The sequence below is a fragment of the Gemella sp. GH3 genome, from assembly GCF_013415425.1.
GTDB lineage: Bacteria > Bacillota > Bacilli > Staphylococcales > Gemellaceae > Gemelliphila.
Map to the genome: position 1 here is coordinate 1 of NZ_JACBYC010000099.1, position 17,784 is coordinate 17,784.

Here is a 17,784-nt window from a genome sequence, read left to right on the forward strand (position 1 = left end):
TCATTATTTTTATTATCTATAGTTATGCTTGTAGGATGTTCTAATTCAGAACAAAGTAAAACATATGTTTCAAATCCTAATCCTTCAACTAGCATTGAGATAACTATTTACTACAAAGATGACGAAGTAACAAAACAAACTGCTCATAATGAAATAAATTTATCTTCATTCCCTGAAGAACAAAAAGAATTTATGAAAAAGCAAATGGAGCAAGCTTCTGCTTCTTATCAAGGAATTGAAGGTGTAACTCAAAAGGTTGAATATAAAGACGATAAAATTATAGAAGACGTATCAGTTGACTATTCTAAAGCAAGTCTTAAAGATTTAAGAGCTAAGAAAATAGTTGGTGCTGGTTTCTCAGGAGATGAAAATGCTACGAAAGTTAGCTTCAAGCAAACTTCTGAAATGCTAATTAAGAACAACTTTAAAGAAAAATAATAAATAATAATTAATAAAAACAACAAAAATATATTTTTTGTTGTTTTTATTAATTTGGTTGAACTATTTGTGACTATATATTACAATAAAATAAAAAGATTAAGGAGAATAAATTTGATAACAAAAAAAAATATTATTATTGATCCACATAATACCCTTAGAAAAAGAGCTGAAGAAGTATCAACTCCTATTTCTGAGGACGATAAAAAAATATTAAAACAACTTTTAGAATATGTAATAGCATCACAAGATGATGAACTTTGTGAAAAATATGATTTAAAACCAGGTATAGGACTTGCAGCACCTCAAATAAACGTCGCAAAACGTATGATTGCTGTTCATATCCCAGATGAAGAAAATCCAGAAAATACAGTATCATATTCTTTATACAACCCTAAAATAATGTCACACTCTACTACAAAATGCTATTTAGAAAGTGGTGAAGGTTGTTTATCAGTAGATAAAGAAATAAAAGGATATGTTCCTCGTTATTCAAAAATAAAAGTCGTAGGTTTTAATGAGAATGACGAAAAAATCACACTAAATCTTAAAGGTTTACCTGCAATATGTTTTCAACATGAAATAGATCATTTAAATGGAATATTATTCTATGATCATATTAACAAAGAAAATCCTTTTGATGTTCCAGAAGATTATGAAAAATTGTAAATTAATAAAAAATAATACTTGGTATTTTTTACCAAGTATTATTTTTTATTATTAAATTGTTACATCATACCCGTTTGTAATCTATACATTTTATAATACATTCCTTTTTTCTCTAATAGCTCTTCGTGTGTTCCACTTTCTACAATTTCCCCTTTATTAAGAACATATATGCAATTAGCATCCTGTATAGTAGACAATCTATGAGCTATAGCTATGGTAGTTCGACCTTTTCTCATTTTTCTAAGAGAATTTTGAATTAATTCTTCTGTCTCTGAATCTATATTAGCTGTAGCCTCATCTAAAATTAATATTTTAGGTTTATGAGCTATAGTCCTAGCAAAAGCTATGAGTTGTCGTTGACCTGATGAAAATGTTGATCCTCTTTCTGTAACTTTATGTTTGTAAGAATTATCCAATTTACTAATAAAACTATCAGCATCAACAAATTTAGCCGCTTCAACAACTTCTTCTGAGGTTATATTATTAGAAAAAAGTCTTATATTATCTTCTATATTACCGTGATATAAAAATGGATCTTGCAATACCAAACCGATATTATTAAATAATTCTGCTCTACTATAATCCTTTATATTAACATTATCTATAAATATATCCCCCCTGTCAAATTCGTAAAATCTCATAAAAAGATTTATTATAGAAGACTTTCCAGATCCCGTATGTCCTACAAAAGCTATAGTTTCACCTTTATTAACTTTAAAACTAATATTTTTTAGAACGTCTACCTCTCCATTATAACTAAACGAAACATTTTTAAACTCTATGTTCCCTTCTTTTATAATTGAATTTTTGTCTAACTGTATTGGTTCATAATCTTTTTCGTCAATAAGTTTAAATATTCTTTCTGCTGAAACTACCGAAGTTTGCAAAGTAGAAAAACTTTGAGTCAAATCTATCATAGGATTAAAAAATCTATTTATATACTGAATCAAAGCATACATAGTACCTGCTGTAAGACCCAATACTTCTCCACGCAAGCCAAAATACATAAGTAACATTATATACGCTATCATCTTCAGTAAAGCTAATGCCGGTCTTAGAAGTAAACTATCTACACGTAAATATTTTAAATATAACGTATAATACTCTTTATTAGTTTTCTCAAAATCCTCAATAATTCTATCCTCTTGCCTGAAAGATTGAATAATACTCATACCTTCTATACTTTCGGCTAACTTTGAATTAATAGAACTTAGTTTACTTCTCATCCCTCCTACCGCTTTTACAGATAGTTTCCTATAATAATACATAAAGATAAATATTATAGGAAGTAAAGATAGAGTTAGAAATCCTACCGTAACATCTAATATAAAAATAGAATATAAACTAACTAATATTAAAAATGTTCCAGAAATAAAATTACTAAAAACTAAACTAAACATATTACTAATACTTTCCGTATCATTAGTTAGCCTTGAGACAATACTCCCAGATGATGTGTTATCAAAATATTTCATTCCTAATTTTTGAACATTTCTAAAAGATTCATTCCTTAAATCCTTTATCACTCCGTAAGATAGTTTTGCAAAACTAATTCCTCCTACATAATAGAAAATAGCTTCTAATAAAAATAATAAGTAATATACTATAACCGTAAAAATTACGATATTACGATTAAAATTATTGTTGCCAATATAGTTATCTATAAATTCTTTAGCTACTTGAGGAATTAGGGCTCTTACTATCGTATTAAAAAACAAAAATATTAAAGCTGTAATTAATAATATTTTGTATTTATTAGTATACTTAATTAATCTTTTAAATATTTTCCATTGCTCTTTTGCTGTTGGTGTATTATTTTTTTCTACCATATTATCAATCACCCCTCAAAACTACTCTCTATTTGTTGTTTGTTATAAGTATCTGCATACCAACCTGCATTCTCTATTAGTTCATCATGAGTTCCTCTTTCTACAATAGTACCATCTTTCATAACTATAATTAAATCTGCATGAACTACTGCACTTAATCTATGTGCTGTTATAATCGTAGTTTTATCTTTGCGTATTTCTCTTAAATTGTTTAATATAATATCTTCTGTTTTAGCATCTACTGCACTCAAAGAATCATCTAAAATTAATATTTCAGATTCATTAATCAGAGCTCTACTAATCGATAATCTTTGCTTTTGACCACCAGAAAGAGATACACCTCTTTCTCCTATTATAGTATCAAATTCATTAGGCATTTCATTAATATCATCATAAACACAACTTAGTTTCGCTGCATTTATTATTTGCTCATTACTACTATTAGGATTAGAAAATGCTATATTGTTTTTTATAGTTGTAGAAAATAGTATTTGATCTTGCGGTACATAACTTATTAAACCACGCAAATCTTTTAGTAAATATTCTTTTATATTATTAGTATTTAATAAAATCTCTCCATTTTCTAAGTCTCTTTCTCTAAGCAATAATTTTAATAATGTAGTTTTTCCTGATCCTGTAGGACCTACAATACCTAGAGTTTTTCCTTTACCTATTTCAAACTTAATATCTTGAAGTGTAGTAGAATTATCATAAGAAAAGTTTTTTATATTATAAACTATCTTTCCATTATTAATAGTTGTTATTGGTGTACTTGATTCTACTATATCTGATTTTTCAGACAAAATATTTTCTATACGTTCATATGAAGCATTACCTCTTTGAATAACATTAAATAAATATCCCATAGCAAGAAGAGGCCAAATTAGCATATCCAAATATGTAATAAAAGTAACCAAAGATCCTATTGTAATATCGTTAGAATATACTAGATACCCTCCAAATACTAACGATATAACGTAACATATTCCTATAAATATAATAATAGTAGGATCAAATAACAAATCTAATTTCATTGTTTTCATATTCTTTTTATAAGAATTATTATTTGTTTCTCTAAATTTATTGTATGCTTCATCACCGTAATTAAAAGATTTTGTTACTCTAACTCCTGCTATACTTTCTTGAACATTATTATTTAATTCGGAAAATGCTGCTTGTGACTCCTTAAAACTATTATGCAACTTTTTACCTAATCTATTAATACAAAAAACCATAAAAGGTAGCGGAATTAATACAGCTAAAGTTAACTTCCAAGAAATTGTAAAAAACATGGTAATTAATGTTACTAAAGCTGTTATTGTTGCATCAACAGCAGACATTACTCCTGCTCCCGCAGTTTGACCTACTGCATTTATATCATTAGTCGCATGTGCCATTAAATCCCCTGTACGATATTTTTGATAAAAAGAAGGTGGCATTTTAGTAAAATGTTCAAATAAATTATAACGTAATATTCTTTGTAGTCTATTTGCTGCTCCAAACAAGTTAACTCTCCAAATATAACGTAAAATGTACATAGATATTGAAGCTACTAACAAAACAAGTACATTAACTAATAAATCACTATTAGTCAATTGTTTTTCTGTAACACTATCTATTACCGTACCTATAATTTTTGGTGGAATCAAATTTAAAATACTAACTAATATTAGAGATAATATCGCTGTTATATAAGCCTTTTTTTCTTTCTTCAAAAACCAGCTTAACTTCTTTATTAAATACATACTAGACCTCCTTCTCAAATATATTAAATATAATTATAACATAGTTAATATATATTGTTAAAATTTATTTGAAATCTTTAAAAAATTGTACTTTTCATAAAATTATGATAACATTATTCAAAATGCATTTGAAAGGAGATGATGTTATTAATGACAAATCAAAAAATAGCAGCGTTTTTTGATATAGATGGAACTTTATACAGAGATTCATTGATGACTGAACATTTCAAAAAACTTATACGTTATGAAATATTAGACGAAAAAATTTGGATAAATGATATTAGACATCTTTATAATAGTTGGGATAAAAGAGAAGATGATTACGATAATTACCTTTTTAAACTATCTACAAGATATCAAGAAGCTATAAAAGGTCTAACAAAAGATGAATTAGATTTTGTTGCAAAAAAAGTTATTCAATTAAAATCAGATAGAGTATACAAATATACTAGAAATATTATAAAAGAACATAAAGAGAAAAATCATTTAGTATTTTTCATTTCTGGAAGTCCCGATTTTCTAGTTGAAAAAATGGGAGAAAAACATGGAGTGTTTCTAAGTGTAGGTAGTACATACATAATGGAAAATGATAAATTTACTGGGGAAGTAATTCCTATGTGGGATTCAGAAAGTAAAAATAAAATGATTGATAAATTGGTACTAAAATATAATATAGATTTAGAAAAATCTTTTGCCTACGGAGATACTCAAGGTGATTATAGAATGCTTAGCAAAGTTGGTAATCCTGTTGCAATAAACCCTAGTAAAGAACTACTAGATAACATCAAAAATAACAGCGAATTATCTAACAAAGTTAATATAATTATCGAACGAAAAGATGTAATTTATAACCTATCGCCCGATGTAAAAACAATTAAAGTATAAAATTTATTAATATTACAATTTAATCATTTATTAGGAGAAAAAATGAAATATAAACAATTAAATATTTTATTAATAAGTATTATGTATAGTTCAATAATAGGATTATTTGCATTCCTATTTCTTAGAGTAGAAGCTACTTTAACACATTTTCTTTGGTACACTCTAAAAGATAAAATTAACACATATAATATACTATATAACTTCGTATTGATTTTTATAGGCACTATCTTTTTACTTTTTATTAAAAAACGTTATGGTGACGTCCCTCAAAATCATCACGAAGTAGATAATAATTTCAAAAATAATGGTAGTATCGGAAATTATAACATAATACAAAATACAATTTCGGCATTGGTAGTCTTAGTTGTTGGTGCTGGAGTAGGACCAGAAGCTACTTTAATGGGAATTTTATACGGAATGTCAATTTGGCAAGCTGATAAAGCACGCTATATTTTTCAAAATTATGAAAATTTTATAGATATTAATTTAAACAGAAAATTAGAAATATTGTTTCACCCTACAAAATATCTAAATTCCAAAACAACACAAAATACATTAAAGAGAGAAAAATTACTAAGTGTACTGTTGATAATAAATGGAATTATTATATATTTACTCCTTAGCAATCTAGTAAATGCTCCTGGATTTATAACTAAAATAGGAAATATAGATAATGTTATAAAAACTATCCCCTATGCTTTACCTATAGTTCCTGTCGTTATAATTACAGGATTTCTATATACAGTAGTAAATAAACAAATAGAAAAATTTATAAACTCTTCTTATACAATTAATCAAAAAATTATACTTGGAGGAATAGTAATATTTTTAATAGCAACTTTTGCCCATAATTTACTATTCTCTGGACAGCATACTATGAATTTAGTTGTTGATATGGCATTACAATTAAGTGCTATATTTTTATTTTTATCAGCAATTATTAAATTATTATTTCTATCGATTTGTCTAAATACCGGATGGAAAGGTGGAGATATTTTTCCATTAATGTTCTCTGCATTTTTACAAGGATATGCGTGGTCAGTTATTTTCCCAGAAGCTAACTCAACTGTTATGATATCAATAATAGCAACTACTTTTTTAATAACTGTTAGTAAACAAGACATAGTAGCATTAATTGTAATATCACTATTCTTTCCTATAAATGCACTACCTGTTATTATTGTCTTCGGAGGATTAGCTATCACAATTAAGAGATTTGTAAAAACTAAAATAAAAAATTTCCTAATTTATAATTGACTTAAATTTTTAAATTTGTTATAATTTATTGAAATTTTATGAAAAGAGGTTTATTTATGAAACAATCAGAAAAATGGCTTTATATTATTGCTGGTATTTTACAAATTATATTAGCAATATATTTAATAGTAAATCCTACTGTGAACTTATTAAGCCTTAGTTGGATGTTATCATTTGGTATTCTTGTTGGAGGTATATCAGAAATTATTTCTTATTTAAATTTTAAAAAAGAAAATCGTGATAATTGGCTATTATTTTCTGGAATAATTGGTATTATAGTAGGAATTTCTTTATTATCAGGTTCATTTATTACTTTACCACTTGTAGTTCCTAAAATAATAGGAATTTGGCTAATTGTGTATGGAATTATTCGTTTAGTTCGTGCATTTAAGATTAGAAGTAAACTACCTAATTTAAGTAATTTACTTATATGGACTGGCATTCTAAGCTCTTTACTAGGGATTTGTGTATTTTTTAATCCATTAGCAGCTAGCCTTACTATAGCTTATATTATTGCTATATCTTTCTTATATCAAGGTGTAGTATTATTTATGGACGCAATAAGAAAATAAAATTTAAAAGATAGTTACATAATTGTAACTATCTTTTTTATAATAAATTTTTTACAATACTTTGAAAGTTAACTAAAAATTATTTATTTTTTATAGCTGTTTTAGCAGCGGCTAGTTTGGCTATTAATACTCTATAAGGAGAGCAAGAAACATAATCTAAACCAATATTTCCTACCAACTCTATAGACTTCTCATCTCCACCATGCTCACCACAAACTCCTAATTTTATATTTTGTCTTGTTTGTTTTGCTTTATTTATAGCTATCTTCATAAGTTCTAAAACTCCGCTACCATCTAAATTAACAAACGGATCAGCCTCTAATATATTTTTCTTCTTATAAATATCTATAAATTTCTCTGCATCATCACGTGAATAACCGAAAGTTAGCTGTGTTAAATCATTAGTTCCAAAGCTAAAGAATTCTGCATATTTTGCTATTTCATCTGCAACTAAACATGCTCTTGGAATTTCTATCATAGTTCCTATCTTATAATTAAATGGTTGATTGTATAATTGTATATCTTTTTCTAGTAAATCTTCTATCTGATTTTTCAGATACTTCAATTCATCACTTATACCAACTAAAGGAATCATAACTTCTACATTTACTTCTATTCCTTCTTTTTTAGCACGGATTGCTGCTTGACCTATAGCTTTAGCTTGCATTAAATATATTTCTGGATAAGTTACACCTAATCTGCACCCTCTATGACCCATCATAGGATTAAACTCTGCAATACTCTTAATTTTTTCTTTTAATTTATCTACAGAAATTTCTAGTTCAGTAGCTATTGTTATTATAGCTTTTTCATCATGCGGTAAAAATTCGTGTAAAGGTGGATCTAGTAAACGAATGTTCACAGATTTCCCTTGTGCTTCTTTAAATATTCTATAAAAATCTTCACTTTGTATAGGTTGTAGTTTATCTAAATGTAATTTTCTCTCATTTTCATTGTTTGATAATATCATTTTTCTAACCAAACTTATTCTATCTTCTTCAAAGAACATATGCTCTGTTCTACATAAACCTACACCTTCAGCTCCAAAATCAAATCCTACTTTTGCATCTTTTTCGTTATCAGCATTGACAAAGATTTTTAATTCTCTTATTTCATCTGCCCAAGATATTATTTTTTTGAAACTATCTGTAAATGATGAATCAGATTTAGCTATATTACCTAAGTATACTTTACCACTACTTCCATCTACAGATATAATTTCTCCTTCTTTTAAAATAACATCTCCTACACGTAAAGTTTTCTCTTCATAATCTATAATCATGTTTTGAGAACCACAAACACAACATTTACCCATTCCTCTAGCTACAACAGCAGCATGAGATGTCATTCCTCCTCTTGACGTTACTATAGCTTGCGAACTTACCATTCCTTCTATATCTTCTGGAGAAGTTTCTTCTCTTACTAATATTACATCTTTTTTAGTTGCTGCATTAACAGCGTCTTCGGCAGTAAAATATATTGCTCCTGTCGCTGCTCCTGGAGATGCTGCTAGTCCTTGTGTTAATAATGTAGCCTTTTTTAATGATTTTTGTTCGAATGTAGGGTGTAGAAGTTGATTAATATCATCTGAATTGATACGTAGTAAAGCTTCTTCTTTACTTAAAACTCCTTCTTCCACTAGAGATGCTGCAATTTCTACTGCGGCTAAAGCTGTTCTCTTACCATTTCTTGTTTGTAAAATGTACAATTTCTCATTCTCTATAGTAAATTCGATATCTTGCATATCTTTATAATGATTTTCTAATATTTTAGTAAGTGATACTAATTCTTCATAAATTGCTGGCAATTCTTCTTGTAATACCGAAACTGGCTTTGGAGTTCTTATTCCTGCTACCACATCTTCTCCTTGTGCATTTATTAAATATTCTCCAAATAGTTTATTTTCTCCAGTAGATGGATTTCTACTAAAACAAACACCTGTTCCACAATTATCTCCCATGTTACCGAAAACCATAGCCTGAATATTTACAGCTGTTCCTAATTTATCACTTATTCCATTCAATCTACGATATACTTTTGCTCTGTTGTTATTCCAAGACTTAAATACCGCTTCTACTGCTAGCATTAATTGTTCTTGAACATTACTAGGGAATGGTTTTCCTACTTCCTTTAGATATATTTTCTTAAATTCTTCTACTACTTTAAATAAATCATCAGCAGTCATATCACTATCTTGCTCATAACCTTTTTCGCTACGAATACGTGTCAACACAGCTTCAAATTTATACTTTTCTACTCCCATAACTACATCAGAAAACATTTGGATAAATCTTCTATAACTATCATAAGCAAACTTATAGTCATTATTTTTCTTAGCTAACACAATTGTAGTTTCATCATTTAACCCTAGATTAAGTATGGTATCCATCATACCCGGCATAGAAAATACTGCTCCACTTCTTACTGATACTAGTAAAGGATTTTCTAAGCTCCCTAATTTTTTACCCATAGCCTTTTCTAAAATTTCTAATTGTTCATTAATCTGTTTTATTATCTCCGGTTTAATACGCATATTATTTTCATAATAATCGTTACAACTTTCTGTGGTGATAGTAAAACCTGGAGGAACACTTATTCCTAGAGAACTCATCTCAGCTAGGTTAGCACCCTTTCCTCCTAGCAAACTCTTCATATCTTTGTTACCTTCTTTAAAATTGTAGACATATTTTGTTGTCATATTGTTAATCCCCTTTTTATTTTTTATATTAATTAATGACTTAAATATTAGTTATATTAATTCCACGTTCTTTTATAATATCAATAATAATTTCTGCTGTTTCTTCTATAGCTTTGTTCTCCACATTAATTACAGGACAATTTAGCTTTTTCATAATGCTATCGGCATATTCTAATTCTTCAAAAATTCTAAGCTCTGTTGAATAACTATTCTGACTACTTACTCCTAAAGCTTTCATTCTTTCTTCTCGAACTCCGTTAAGATGTTCGATAGATGTAGTTAATCCTATGATTTTTCTATTATCTATCTCATATATCTCCTTAGGCAAATTAACTTCTGGTACCAAAGGCAAATTCATAACTTTTATATTCTTATTAGCTAAATACATACTTAATGGTGTTTTAGAAGTTCTTGATACCCCTAATATCACTATATCCGCTTCTAATAAACCATTTAAATCTTTACCATCATCATATCTAACAGCAAACTCAAGAGCATCTACTCTTCTAAAATAGCTCTCTCCTAATTTTCTAATTTCACCTGGTCTATTTTTAATTTTCTTTTCTAATTTATTCTCTAAAGTTTGCAACAGCTTAGTTAAAATATCTATTACAACAATATTATTTTCTTCTGCAAGATTCTTAGTATAATCAGACAATTTCTTTTCTACTATAGTTTGCACTATTATATCTTTGTTTTGTATTCTTTCAAAAACTTCATCAATATCTTCTTTAGTTGCTATTCCAGGAATTTTTATTACTTTGTACTCATCTTTATTGCAATCAAATTGAGCAAGACCTGCTCTAACTACATCTGTTGCCGTATTCCCTAAAGAATCTGACAGTACGTAAATATTTATCATGTTACTCCTCCAATATATCCAACAAAAATCTAGTAATTGTTGTTTTTGATATTCTACCTAAAACTTTTTTTGATCCTTCTTCGTGACTAATTACAGGTAAGCAATCTATTTCATGCGTTATAATTTTTCTAAGTGCATCAGTCAAAGTTTCTCCAGTAGTTATATAAATAACATTAGGCACTCTAGTCATTGCCATAGCTACCGGAAGACTGTTACTATTGTTAGCCACTAACATTTTCAACATATCTTTTCTAGATACTACTCCTACTAAATTATTACTGCTATCTAAAATAAATACAGTACCAACATCATGTAGAAACAGTCTAGATACTACCTCAGATATACTATCTGTAATTTTCGATGTAATAGGTAGTCCCATAACTTCCTCTACTTTTGTATCTTTTAATACATCATATTTATTATTATCTAAAAAAGCACTGTTGTAAAAATATCCTACATTTGTTTTAGATTCCAATATTCCTAACTTTACTAATATTGATAATTCTGTTCTAATTGTAGACTTACTTAAAGATAGTTCTTTTGCTATATCATCGCCAGTTATAGGCTCATAATTTTTAACAATTTTTATAATTTTCTTTTCTCTATTAGAAAGTTCCATCACTTCCTCCTTTTCGTCACTAATGAAATTATACAACATAACAAAAATAAATGCAACATAATTTATTGATTATGTTGCATTTATTTTATCGATAATATATTTATTATGATGAATTAATTTATTAATGCATATTAATTGTTTGTTCTTCTAAATCTAATAATTCTCTCTTTCTTTCAAGACCGCCTATATAACCACGTAACTTCCCATCTTTACCAATAACTCTATGACAAGGTAAAAATATAGATAAAGGATTTTTTCCTATAGCAGTAGCAACTGCTCGAACAGAATTTTTTCTTCCTAACATAGTTGCAATATCTGTATAAGTAACAGTTTTTCCATAATTAATGTCTGCTAAGATTTTCCATACTTCTTTTTGAAAATCTGTCCCATACAAGTCCATAGGAAAATTAAAATTTGTAAGATTTCCTAAGAAATAATCTCTTAATTGCTCTTTATAAAAACTCAATTTATCTTTAGATTTTATTATATCTCCTTTAGGACACAGTGATTTTAAATAAATTAAATTTTCATCTAATTTTAAGATATCTACATAAACTAATCCTTTATTTGTACAAGAAATAAAATATTTGTATTTATCTTCAATTAATACGTCATAATAAACATTCATATTATTCTCCTAAAAAATTTAAGGGTTAACTAAATTTTTAACATTAATTGATCTATAATTAACATTAAATATATCTAGTTAAACCCTTATATACTAATCGTAATCTACTATTCCTAACGCTATTTTAGCATAACGTGACATTTTATCTTTAGTCCAAGGAGGATCCCAAATTAATTCTACATCTACTTCATTAACTTCTTCAACAGTTAGCATAGCCATTTCTACCTGCTCTATAATTAATGGAGCAACTGGGCACCCCATAGAAGTTAAAGTCATTTCTACTATTGCATGACCTTCATCATTCATTTTAACATCATAAACTAATCCCAAATTTACTATATCTATACCTAATTCAGGATCAATAACTGTCTCTAACGCTTCTATAACTCTATCTTTTAATTCTGCCATTTGATAATACTTCTCCTTTCTTTAGAATCTACTGTATTAATCTAATATATTGTTTATATCTTCTGGTAAATCGCTAATAAAATTCAATCGTTCTTTTGTTATAGGATGACAAAAAGATAAATTATAGCAATGCAAAGCCTGTCTATCTATAAAGATATCTTCTCCTCCATAAAGTTTATCCCCTAACAAAGAATGTCCTATATGACTGCAATGTACTCTAATTTGATGCGTTCTACCTGTATAAAGTTTCAATTTTATCAATGTTGCATCTATTTTCTTATAATATTCTATAACTGATAATTTAGTTTTAGAATAAAGTCCTTCTGAACTCACCTTTCTTTTTATTATACTGTCAGATTCTCTAGCAATATTAGATTCTATAATTTGATTTTCTTTAACTTCTCCATTAACAACAGCTAAATAATATTTATATATATTATCTTTACTAAATAATGCATGAATATGTCTATGCTTGGCTATAAGTACCAAACCCGTAGTATCTTTGTCAAGTCTAGTAACTATATGAGGAATAGTATTATAATTATGTGCTTGAAAGTAATAATTAACTCGTTCAAGCAGTGATTCATAGCTACTATTTCTAGAAGGTATAGTCGGTAAATTTTTAGGTTTATCAACTATTAAGAAGTAATCATCTTCAAAAATTATATTAATTTTACTATTTATAAAGCGTACATTATCACTAAAATTTTCACTAGGAAGCGCAACTTCGACAACATCACCTAAAGATAGTTTATACCTTACATTTTCTTCTTTTCCATTTACTTTTATACTACCATCAGCATCAAATTTTATTCTAGTTAATGTCTTTCTTGAAATATTGTTCTCTACTAAAAAATCTCTTAGTAACGCCTCTTTATAAATATCAAATTTCAATATTATATTATTCACCTATAAATGACCTCTTTACTCTTTTCCAAAAACTAACATTGTTATATCTTAAAAATGATATTTTCTTTGTTTTGGATAATGTTATTTTAATCTTTGAAAGTGATTCATTACTATAATATGATTGATCTATACTTAACCTATTATTATTTACTTGATTTTTAGGTTTTATCGTTAACACTTCGTCCTTAGATAATATTACTGGATTACCTAAAGTTCTATAAACCAAATTGTTTAGTGCAGCTATCTCTGTAACTTGGAATATATCCATTTTAGGATGAATAACTGCACCACCTAAACTTTTATTGTAAGCTGTAGATCCTGTAGGAGTACTTATACAAATACCATCTCCTCTAAAATTTTCAAAATGTTCATCATTTATATACACTTCTGCAACATATGTTGAGCCCATAGAATTATTAAATGTTATTTCATTCAATGCATAATTTTTTGTCAACATATTTCCTTGTGTACAATAAGCTTCTACAGCTAGTAACGGATAACTTTCTACTTGAGGCGCTCTATTCAATATATCTTCAAATATATTTTTATAATTTTTTACTTGATAGTCAGTATAAAAACCTAAATGTCCTGTATGAATAGTAATAAACTTTACATCATTGACTATATCAAGATATTTTCTAAAAGCACTTAGAACTGTACCATCTCCTCCTATAACTATAATATAGTCCGGTTTATTATTGCATTCTTTCAAATTGTGATAAATCAAGAAATCTTTGACTTCTTTATATATTTTTATTGATACTTCATCTTCCTTAACTACAAAAGAAAATTTTCCTTTTAACATATTTCTCCTATTTTATTATTTTATTATAATGTTCTACCCATATATTAATAAATTCTTCAGAAAAAGGACCTAAATTGTTATCTATCCAATTCTGTAATTTTCCTACATTATATCTTAATATTTTATCTAGGGTATCACTATATCCATACTTATTTTTATGTAAATTATATTCATCTTCATCTAGTAAAAAATATTTTCCGTCTGGATATTTTTTTATATCTAAATCATAATCTATATACTTTATACCATCAATATCAAAAGCAAAGGGAGAACCTAGGTTACAATAGTAATGTAGTCCATCTTCTCTAAACATACATACTATATTAAACCAACATTCTGCATGAAAATACACTAATGCCATTTCTTTTGTTACCCACGTTCTACCGTCATGCTCTGTAACAGAAGTTTTATTATTAGCTAATATAACAACTTGATCGTTAGCTTCTAAAACTGTATTTTTATGCCAAACTCTATGCAGAGAACCATCATGTTTATAAGCAATTATTTTTACAATATCACCCTTTTGCGGCTTAATATTATCTCTATACATACGCTCTCCTTTCATAAATTCCCAAAATTAATCAACCTTTACCATTATATCATATTTTATATTAAGTTTGTTGCAAAATATCCAAAAAATAAAAATGTTAAATTATATTTTATATAAAATCATATGAAAATATATAACTAATAATAGGATAATTTTGTGTTCTTTTTAATTCATCTATGTTATAATTAGTTTAATTATTTAAAAAGAGAGGTATAACAATGGGAAAATTAACAAAAATTATTTTAGTAGGATTAGGAGCATACGCTGTTAAATACTATTTAGATAATCCTAAAAAAGTTGATGAGCATAAAGAAATATTAAAAGAAAAATTAGATTCATCTATATCGTACTCTAAATGTATGTGGAATTATACTAAAGAAAATGGAGTTGCTGCTTCAGCAGAGTACCTAACAGATGATTTGAAAAAAGTTACAAAAAAAGGAGCAGATTACGTTAGCCAAAAAGTTGGAGACACTATTGACTTAGGAAAACAAATAGCTAGTGATTCATCTGTTATAAAAAATAACGCTAAAGATGTTAGAGAAAAAAGCCTAGAACTAAAAGCTAATCTAACTGATGCGACAAGAGTCATTAAAGAAGAAATCACTCCTACAATAAACAACTACGTTTCTAGTATTAAAGAAAAAGTAGCGAACATCGGAGATAAAGCAGAAGATTTAAAAGAAATTATCGAAGAAGATTCTGTATCAGAAAAAATAGAAAATTTTAAAGCTAATGCTGATGAAAAATTAACAGAAGTTAAAGAAAATATCACAAACGAAAATAATAAAGGTGAATAAATAAATATTCTAAAACATATAGAGTTCTCTTTTTAATTTGTTATAGTAAATTAAAAATTTAAGATATTACAAGAATACATCAAATAATTATAGGGGGTGTAAAGATTGGACTTACTAACAGTAGATACTTTGCCACAAACTGGTGAAATAATTAAAAACAATGGTCTTTACATAGGATTGGGACTACTAGCTTTGATAGCTTTACTATTGATATGGAAAAAGAAAAAAGAAAAAGAAGATACTGATAAACAATAACAAGAATAGTATAAAAAATAACTCCACTTCGTTTAGACAAGTGGAGTTATTTTTTATAAATTTTCAATACTAAAAATCTATTTTTCATTCAATATATTGATATTCTTAATTAATTGCCTTACAGCGTACCAAGAAATTATTATTATAGGAACATAAATTAATAAATTAGTTATAGAAAAATAATTTTGAACAAAAAATAATATTCCAGTTAAGACAAAACATATAGAAGTTTTTATTAAATTGTTTCTATACATTGTCGAATCATTGGGTTTCAATTTTTCTTTTGTTTCTCTTGGTATTAATTTTCCCATCAATAATAACACAAGAGAAATTAATCCTAGAAAAATTACAATTAAGTAAATTACACTCCAGCTATTTATAAGTAATCAACTACCTTTCTATTATTAAATTTAGACTCCCAATCTTTTTTAAAATCTAAAATAGATTTATCTGTATAAGGATGCCAAATACTATCCACCAACAATTTATCATCTATAGTAATTGAACCTACCCCTAATACTATAGCATCATTTACTTGTTTTTGATTTTTAAAGCTAGCAGCCAAAATATTGGTATTTGTTCCTTCCAAAACACTTTTCATTTCATTCAATATAACTAAAGAATCTGCTCCAATATTTTCCATTCTATTTACGTAAGGAGCTACGTAGTTTACTCCTGCTTTCTCTGCTGCCACTACTTGTAAAGTAGTAAAAATAGCAGTCATTGTAACACCAATATTTCTTTTTCTACATTCTTTCGCAGCTTCTAGCCCTTTTTGGCTAATAGGAATTTTTATAAAAAATAGTTCACCAAAATATTCTCTTAAACGTTCTGCTTCGAAAACAATCTTATCTACATCTTCTTCTGTAGTTTGAATATGAATCTCATAAGTATCCCCTATAAAATTTTTTATTTTTTTGAATTGTTCTCTCAAATCTATATCAAGTTTTGATAATATTGTAGGATTTGTAGTTATTCCGGCTATATTGTAATAACGAGATATATTTTTTATCGCATTTATATCTGCACTATCAACTAAAATTTTTGTCATATTAATTCTCCTTATTTAAAAATTCTATTACTTCTCCCAAATTGTCCAGAATTTTAGTAGCTTTTAACTTAGTATCTTCATCGGGTTGTATAGAATCTGGAATCATTATAGATTTCATATTAGCAGTATATGCTGCTTGAATACCGAATTTTGAATCTTCCAAAACCAAACAATTACTCGGTGAAATATTCAATCTTTCTGATGCTAACAAGAAAATATCAGGAGCAGGTTTTCCTTTTATTACTTCTTCTCCACTAGCGATTACATCTATGTAACCTTCTAATTCATTTTTTTTTAGATTATTATTAATATGTTCTAAATCTGAAGAAGAAGCTACTGCAATTTTATAATTATTATCTTTTAAATAAATTAATAATTCTTCTAAATATGGCATTTTATCCGGTCCTATAGTGAATAATACTTCTTCTATTTTATTATAATGATCATCTACTAATTTTCTACCATCTATATTTTTATTAGAAAAATAATTCTCATAAAAATCATAAATAGCCTCTTTCTTAAATCCTAACACTAAATGGGTCTCTTCTCTTGTCATATTATAACCTTGCTTTTTAGCCATTTCTATAAATGCATTAGTAGATAAACTTTCTGTATCGAACATCAAACCATCCATATCAAATAATACAGCTTTAATCATAACAATTTCTCCTTCAAATTATAAAATATAATAATAGTGTTTTGTTAATATTACTTATTAAATTATATCACTATATTACAATATAAAAAATAAAAACAAATATTAAAGTATAAAGTATATATTTAAAAATATACTTCATACTTTAA

20 protein-coding genes are annotated in these 17,784 nt (G+C 27.1%); 7 read left to right on the top strand and 13 right to left on the bottom strand.

The window, feature by feature from the left end:
• Both HZY83_RS03335 and def read left to right on the top strand, forming a co-directional pair.
• Positions 1 to 438: DUF1307 domain-containing protein (locus tag HZY83_RS03335; RefSeq protein ID WP_179942659.1), on the top strand; the 438-nt coding region annotated here is incomplete at its 5' end.
• Between the two features lie 114 nt (positions 439 to 552).
• Positions 553 to 1,107: a peptide deformylase gene (gene def / locus HZY83_RS03340; RefSeq protein ID WP_179942660.1), complete on the top strand. Its 555-nt coding sequence runs from the start codon at positions 553 to 555 to the stop codon at positions 1,105 to 1,107.
• A 59-nt stretch (positions 1,108 to 1,166) separates the two neighbouring features.
• On the opposite strand, the gene HZY83_RS03345 is transcribed toward def, so the two are convergent.
• Both HZY83_RS03345 and HZY83_RS03350 read right to left on the bottom strand, forming a co-directional pair.
• Complete coding sequence (locus HZY83_RS03345; RefSeq protein ID WP_179942661.1) at positions 1,167 to 2,936, bottom strand: ABC transporter ATP-binding protein; 1,770 nt, start codon at positions 2,934 to 2,936, stop codon at positions 1,167 to 1,169.
• 8 nt (positions 2,937 to 2,944) lie between these two features.
• Positions 2,945 to 4,681 (bottom strand): ABC transporter ATP-binding protein, encoded by a 1,737-nt coding sequence (locus HZY83_RS03350; protein WP_179942662.1) that lies wholly within the window; start codon positions 4,679 to 4,681, stop codon positions 2,945 to 2,947.
• Positions 4,682 to 4,831: 150 nt separating this feature from the next.
• Here HZY83_RS03350 and HZY83_RS03355 point away from each other — a divergent pair, with 150 nt between their 5' ends.
• From HZY83_RS03355 to HZY83_RS03365, 3 genes are read left to right on the top strand one after another with little or no spacing between them, the layout of a single operon-like run.
• Positions 4,832 to 5,566, top strand: a complete 735-nt coding sequence (locus HZY83_RS03355; RefSeq protein WP_179942663.1) for an HAD family hydrolase — start codon at positions 4,832 to 4,834, stop codon at positions 5,564 to 5,566.
• Between the two features lie 42 nt (positions 5,567 to 5,608).
• A complete protein-coding gene (locus HZY83_RS03360) occupies positions 5,609 to 6,823 on the top strand; it encodes a chloride channel protein (protein ID WP_179942664.1) in 1,215 nt (404 codons plus the stop codon).
• A 56-nt stretch (positions 6,824 to 6,879) separates the two neighbouring features.
• The gene (locus HZY83_RS03365) at positions 6,880 to 7,395 is read left to right on the top strand and encodes an HdeD family acid-resistance protein (protein WP_179942665.1); all 516 of its coding nucleotides are present in this window, start codon (positions 6,880 to 6,882) and stop codon (positions 7,393 to 7,395) included.
• A gap of 79 nt (positions 7,396 to 7,474) precedes the next feature.
• Here the strand turns inward: HZY83_RS03365 and ppdK are convergent, their stop codons facing one another.
• From ppdK to HZY83_RS03405, 8 genes are all read right to left on the bottom strand, one after another.
• Positions 7,475 to 10,093 (bottom strand): pyruvate, phosphate dikinase, encoded by a 2,619-nt coding sequence (gene ppdK, locus HZY83_RS03370; protein ID WP_179942666.1) that lies wholly within the window; start codon positions 10,091 to 10,093, stop codon positions 7,475 to 7,477.
• Between the two features lie 40 nt (positions 10,094 to 10,133).
• Positions 10,134 to 10,955, bottom strand: a complete 822-nt coding sequence (locus tag HZY83_RS03375) for a pyruvate, water dikinase regulatory protein (protein ID WP_179942667.1) — start codon at positions 10,953 to 10,955, stop codon at positions 10,134 to 10,136.
• Between the two features lies 1 nt (position 10,956).
• Positions 10,957 to 11,574 (bottom strand): CBS domain-containing protein, encoded by a 618-nt coding sequence (locus HZY83_RS03380; RefSeq protein WP_179942668.1) that lies wholly within the window; start codon positions 11,572 to 11,574, stop codon positions 10,957 to 10,959.
• A 121-nt stretch (positions 11,575 to 11,695) separates the two neighbouring features.
• Positions 11,696 to 12,202 carry a methylated-DNA--[protein]-cysteine S-methyltransferase gene (locus HZY83_RS03385; protein ID WP_179942669.1) on the bottom strand — a complete coding sequence of 169 codons (507 nt, stop codon included), beginning with the start codon at positions 12,200 to 12,202 and terminating at the stop codon, positions 11,696 to 11,698.
• Positions 12,203 to 12,295: 93 nt separating this feature from the next.
• Positions 12,296 to 12,610 carry a metal-sulfur cluster assembly factor gene (locus HZY83_RS03390; RefSeq protein WP_179942670.1) on the bottom strand — a complete coding sequence of 105 codons (315 nt, stop codon included), beginning with the start codon at positions 12,608 to 12,610 and terminating at the stop codon, positions 12,296 to 12,298.
• Positions 12,611 to 12,646: 36 nt separating this feature from the next.
• Positions 12,647 to 13,519 carry an RluA family pseudouridine synthase gene (locus HZY83_RS03395; RefSeq protein WP_179942671.1) on the bottom strand — a complete coding sequence of 291 codons (873 nt, stop codon included), beginning with the start codon at positions 13,517 to 13,519 and terminating at the stop codon, positions 12,647 to 12,649.
• Positions 13,512 to 14,324 (bottom strand): NAD kinase, encoded by an 813-nt coding sequence (locus HZY83_RS03400; protein WP_179942672.1) that lies wholly within the window; start codon positions 14,322 to 14,324, stop codon positions 13,512 to 13,514. Before HZY83_RS03400 ends, HZY83_RS03395 begins: the two co-directional genes overlap by 8 nt.
• Positions 14,325 to 14,331: 7 nt before the next feature.
• A complete protein-coding gene (locus tag HZY83_RS03405; protein WP_179942673.1) occupies positions 14,332 to 14,874 on the bottom strand; it encodes a DUF402 domain-containing protein in 543 nt (180 codons plus the stop codon).
• A 218-nt stretch (positions 14,875 to 15,092) separates the two neighbouring features.
• Between HZY83_RS03405 and HZY83_RS03410 the strand changes: the two genes are divergently transcribed.
• Positions 15,093 to 15,674: a hypothetical protein gene (locus HZY83_RS03410; RefSeq protein WP_179942674.1), complete on the top strand. Its 582-nt coding sequence runs from the start codon at positions 15,093 to 15,095 to the stop codon at positions 15,672 to 15,674.
• 105 nt (positions 15,675 to 15,779) lie between these two features.
• A complete protein-coding gene (locus tag HZY83_RS03415) occupies positions 15,780 to 15,929 on the top strand; it encodes an LPXTG cell wall anchor domain-containing protein (protein WP_179942675.1) in 150 nt (49 codons plus the stop codon).
• Positions 15,930 to 16,006: 77 nt separating this feature from the next.
• Here HZY83_RS03415 and HZY83_RS03420 read toward each other — a convergent pair whose 3' ends face one another.
• From HZY83_RS03420 to HZY83_RS03430, 3 genes are read right to left on the bottom strand one after another with little or no spacing between them, the layout of a single operon-like run.
• Positions 16,007 to 16,252 carry a hypothetical protein gene (locus tag HZY83_RS03420; protein ID WP_179942676.1) on the bottom strand — a complete coding sequence of 82 codons (246 nt, stop codon included), beginning with the start codon at positions 16,250 to 16,252 and terminating at the stop codon, positions 16,007 to 16,009.
• Between the two features lie 53 nt (positions 16,253 to 16,305).
• Positions 16,306 to 16,980 (bottom strand): transaldolase family protein, encoded by a 675-nt coding sequence (locus HZY83_RS03425; protein ID WP_179942677.1) that lies wholly within the window; start codon positions 16,978 to 16,980, stop codon positions 16,306 to 16,308.
• A gap of 1 nt (position 16,981) precedes the next feature.
• Positions 16,982 to 17,638, bottom strand: a complete 657-nt coding sequence (locus HZY83_RS03430; protein WP_179942678.1) for an HAD family hydrolase — start codon at positions 17,636 to 17,638, stop codon at positions 16,982 to 16,984.
• Between the last annotated feature and the right edge of the window lie 146 nt (positions 17,639 to 17,784).

Bases quoted from the DNA above. Each gene is read 5' to 3' on its own strand.
- HZY83_RS03345 (WP_179942661.1), bottom strand. From the start codon at position 2,936: ATGGTAGAAAAAAATAATACACCAACAGCAAAAGAGCAATGGAAAATA.
- HZY83_RS03350 (WP_179942662.1), bottom strand. From the start codon at position 4,681: ATGTATTTAATAAAGAAGTTAAGCTGGTTTTTGAAGAAAGAAAAAAAG.
- HZY83_RS03355 (WP_179942663.1), top strand. From the start codon at position 4,832: ATGACAAATCAAAAAATAGCAGCGTTTTTTGATATAGATGGAACTTTA.
- HZY83_RS03360 (WP_179942664.1), top strand. From the start codon at position 5,609: ATGAAATATAAACAATTAAATATTTTATTAATAAGTATTATGTATAGT.
- HZY83_RS03365 (WP_179942665.1), top strand. From the start codon at position 6,880: ATGAAACAATCAGAAAAATGGCTTTATATTATTGCTGGTATTTTACAA.
- ppdK (WP_179942666.1), bottom strand. From the start codon at position 10,093: ATGACAACAAAATATGTCTACAATTTTAAAGAAGGTAACAAAGATATG.
- HZY83_RS03375 (WP_179942667.1), bottom strand. From the start codon at position 10,955: ATGATAAATATTTACGTACTGTCAGATTCTTTAGGGAATACGGCAACA.
- HZY83_RS03380 (WP_179942668.1), bottom strand. From the start codon at position 11,574: ATGGAACTTTCTAATAGAGAAAAGAAAATTATAAAAATTGTTAAAAAT.
- HZY83_RS03385 (WP_179942669.1), bottom strand. From the start codon at position 12,202: ATGAATGTTTATTATGACGTATTAATTGAAGATAAATACAAATATTTT.
- HZY83_RS03390 (WP_179942670.1), bottom strand. From the start codon at position 12,610: ATGGCAGAATTAAAAGATAGAGTTATAGAAGCGTTAGAGACAGTTATT.
- HZY83_RS03400 (WP_179942672.1), bottom strand. From the start codon at position 14,324: ATGTTAAAAGGAAAATTTTCTTTTGTAGTTAAGGAAGATGAAGTATCA.
- HZY83_RS03405 (WP_179942673.1), bottom strand. From the start codon at position 14,874: ATGTATAGAGATAATATTAAGCCGCAAAAGGGTGATATTGTAAAAATA.
- HZY83_RS03410 (WP_179942674.1), top strand. From the start codon at position 15,093: ATGGGAAAATTAACAAAAATTATTTTAGTAGGATTAGGAGCATACGCT.
- HZY83_RS03425 (WP_179942677.1), bottom strand. From the start codon at position 16,980: ATGACAAAAATTTTAGTTGATAGTGCAGATATAAATGCGATAAAAAAT.
- HZY83_RS03430 (WP_179942678.1), bottom strand. From the start codon at position 17,638: ATGATTAAAGCTGTATTATTTGATATGGATGGTTTGATGTTCGATACA.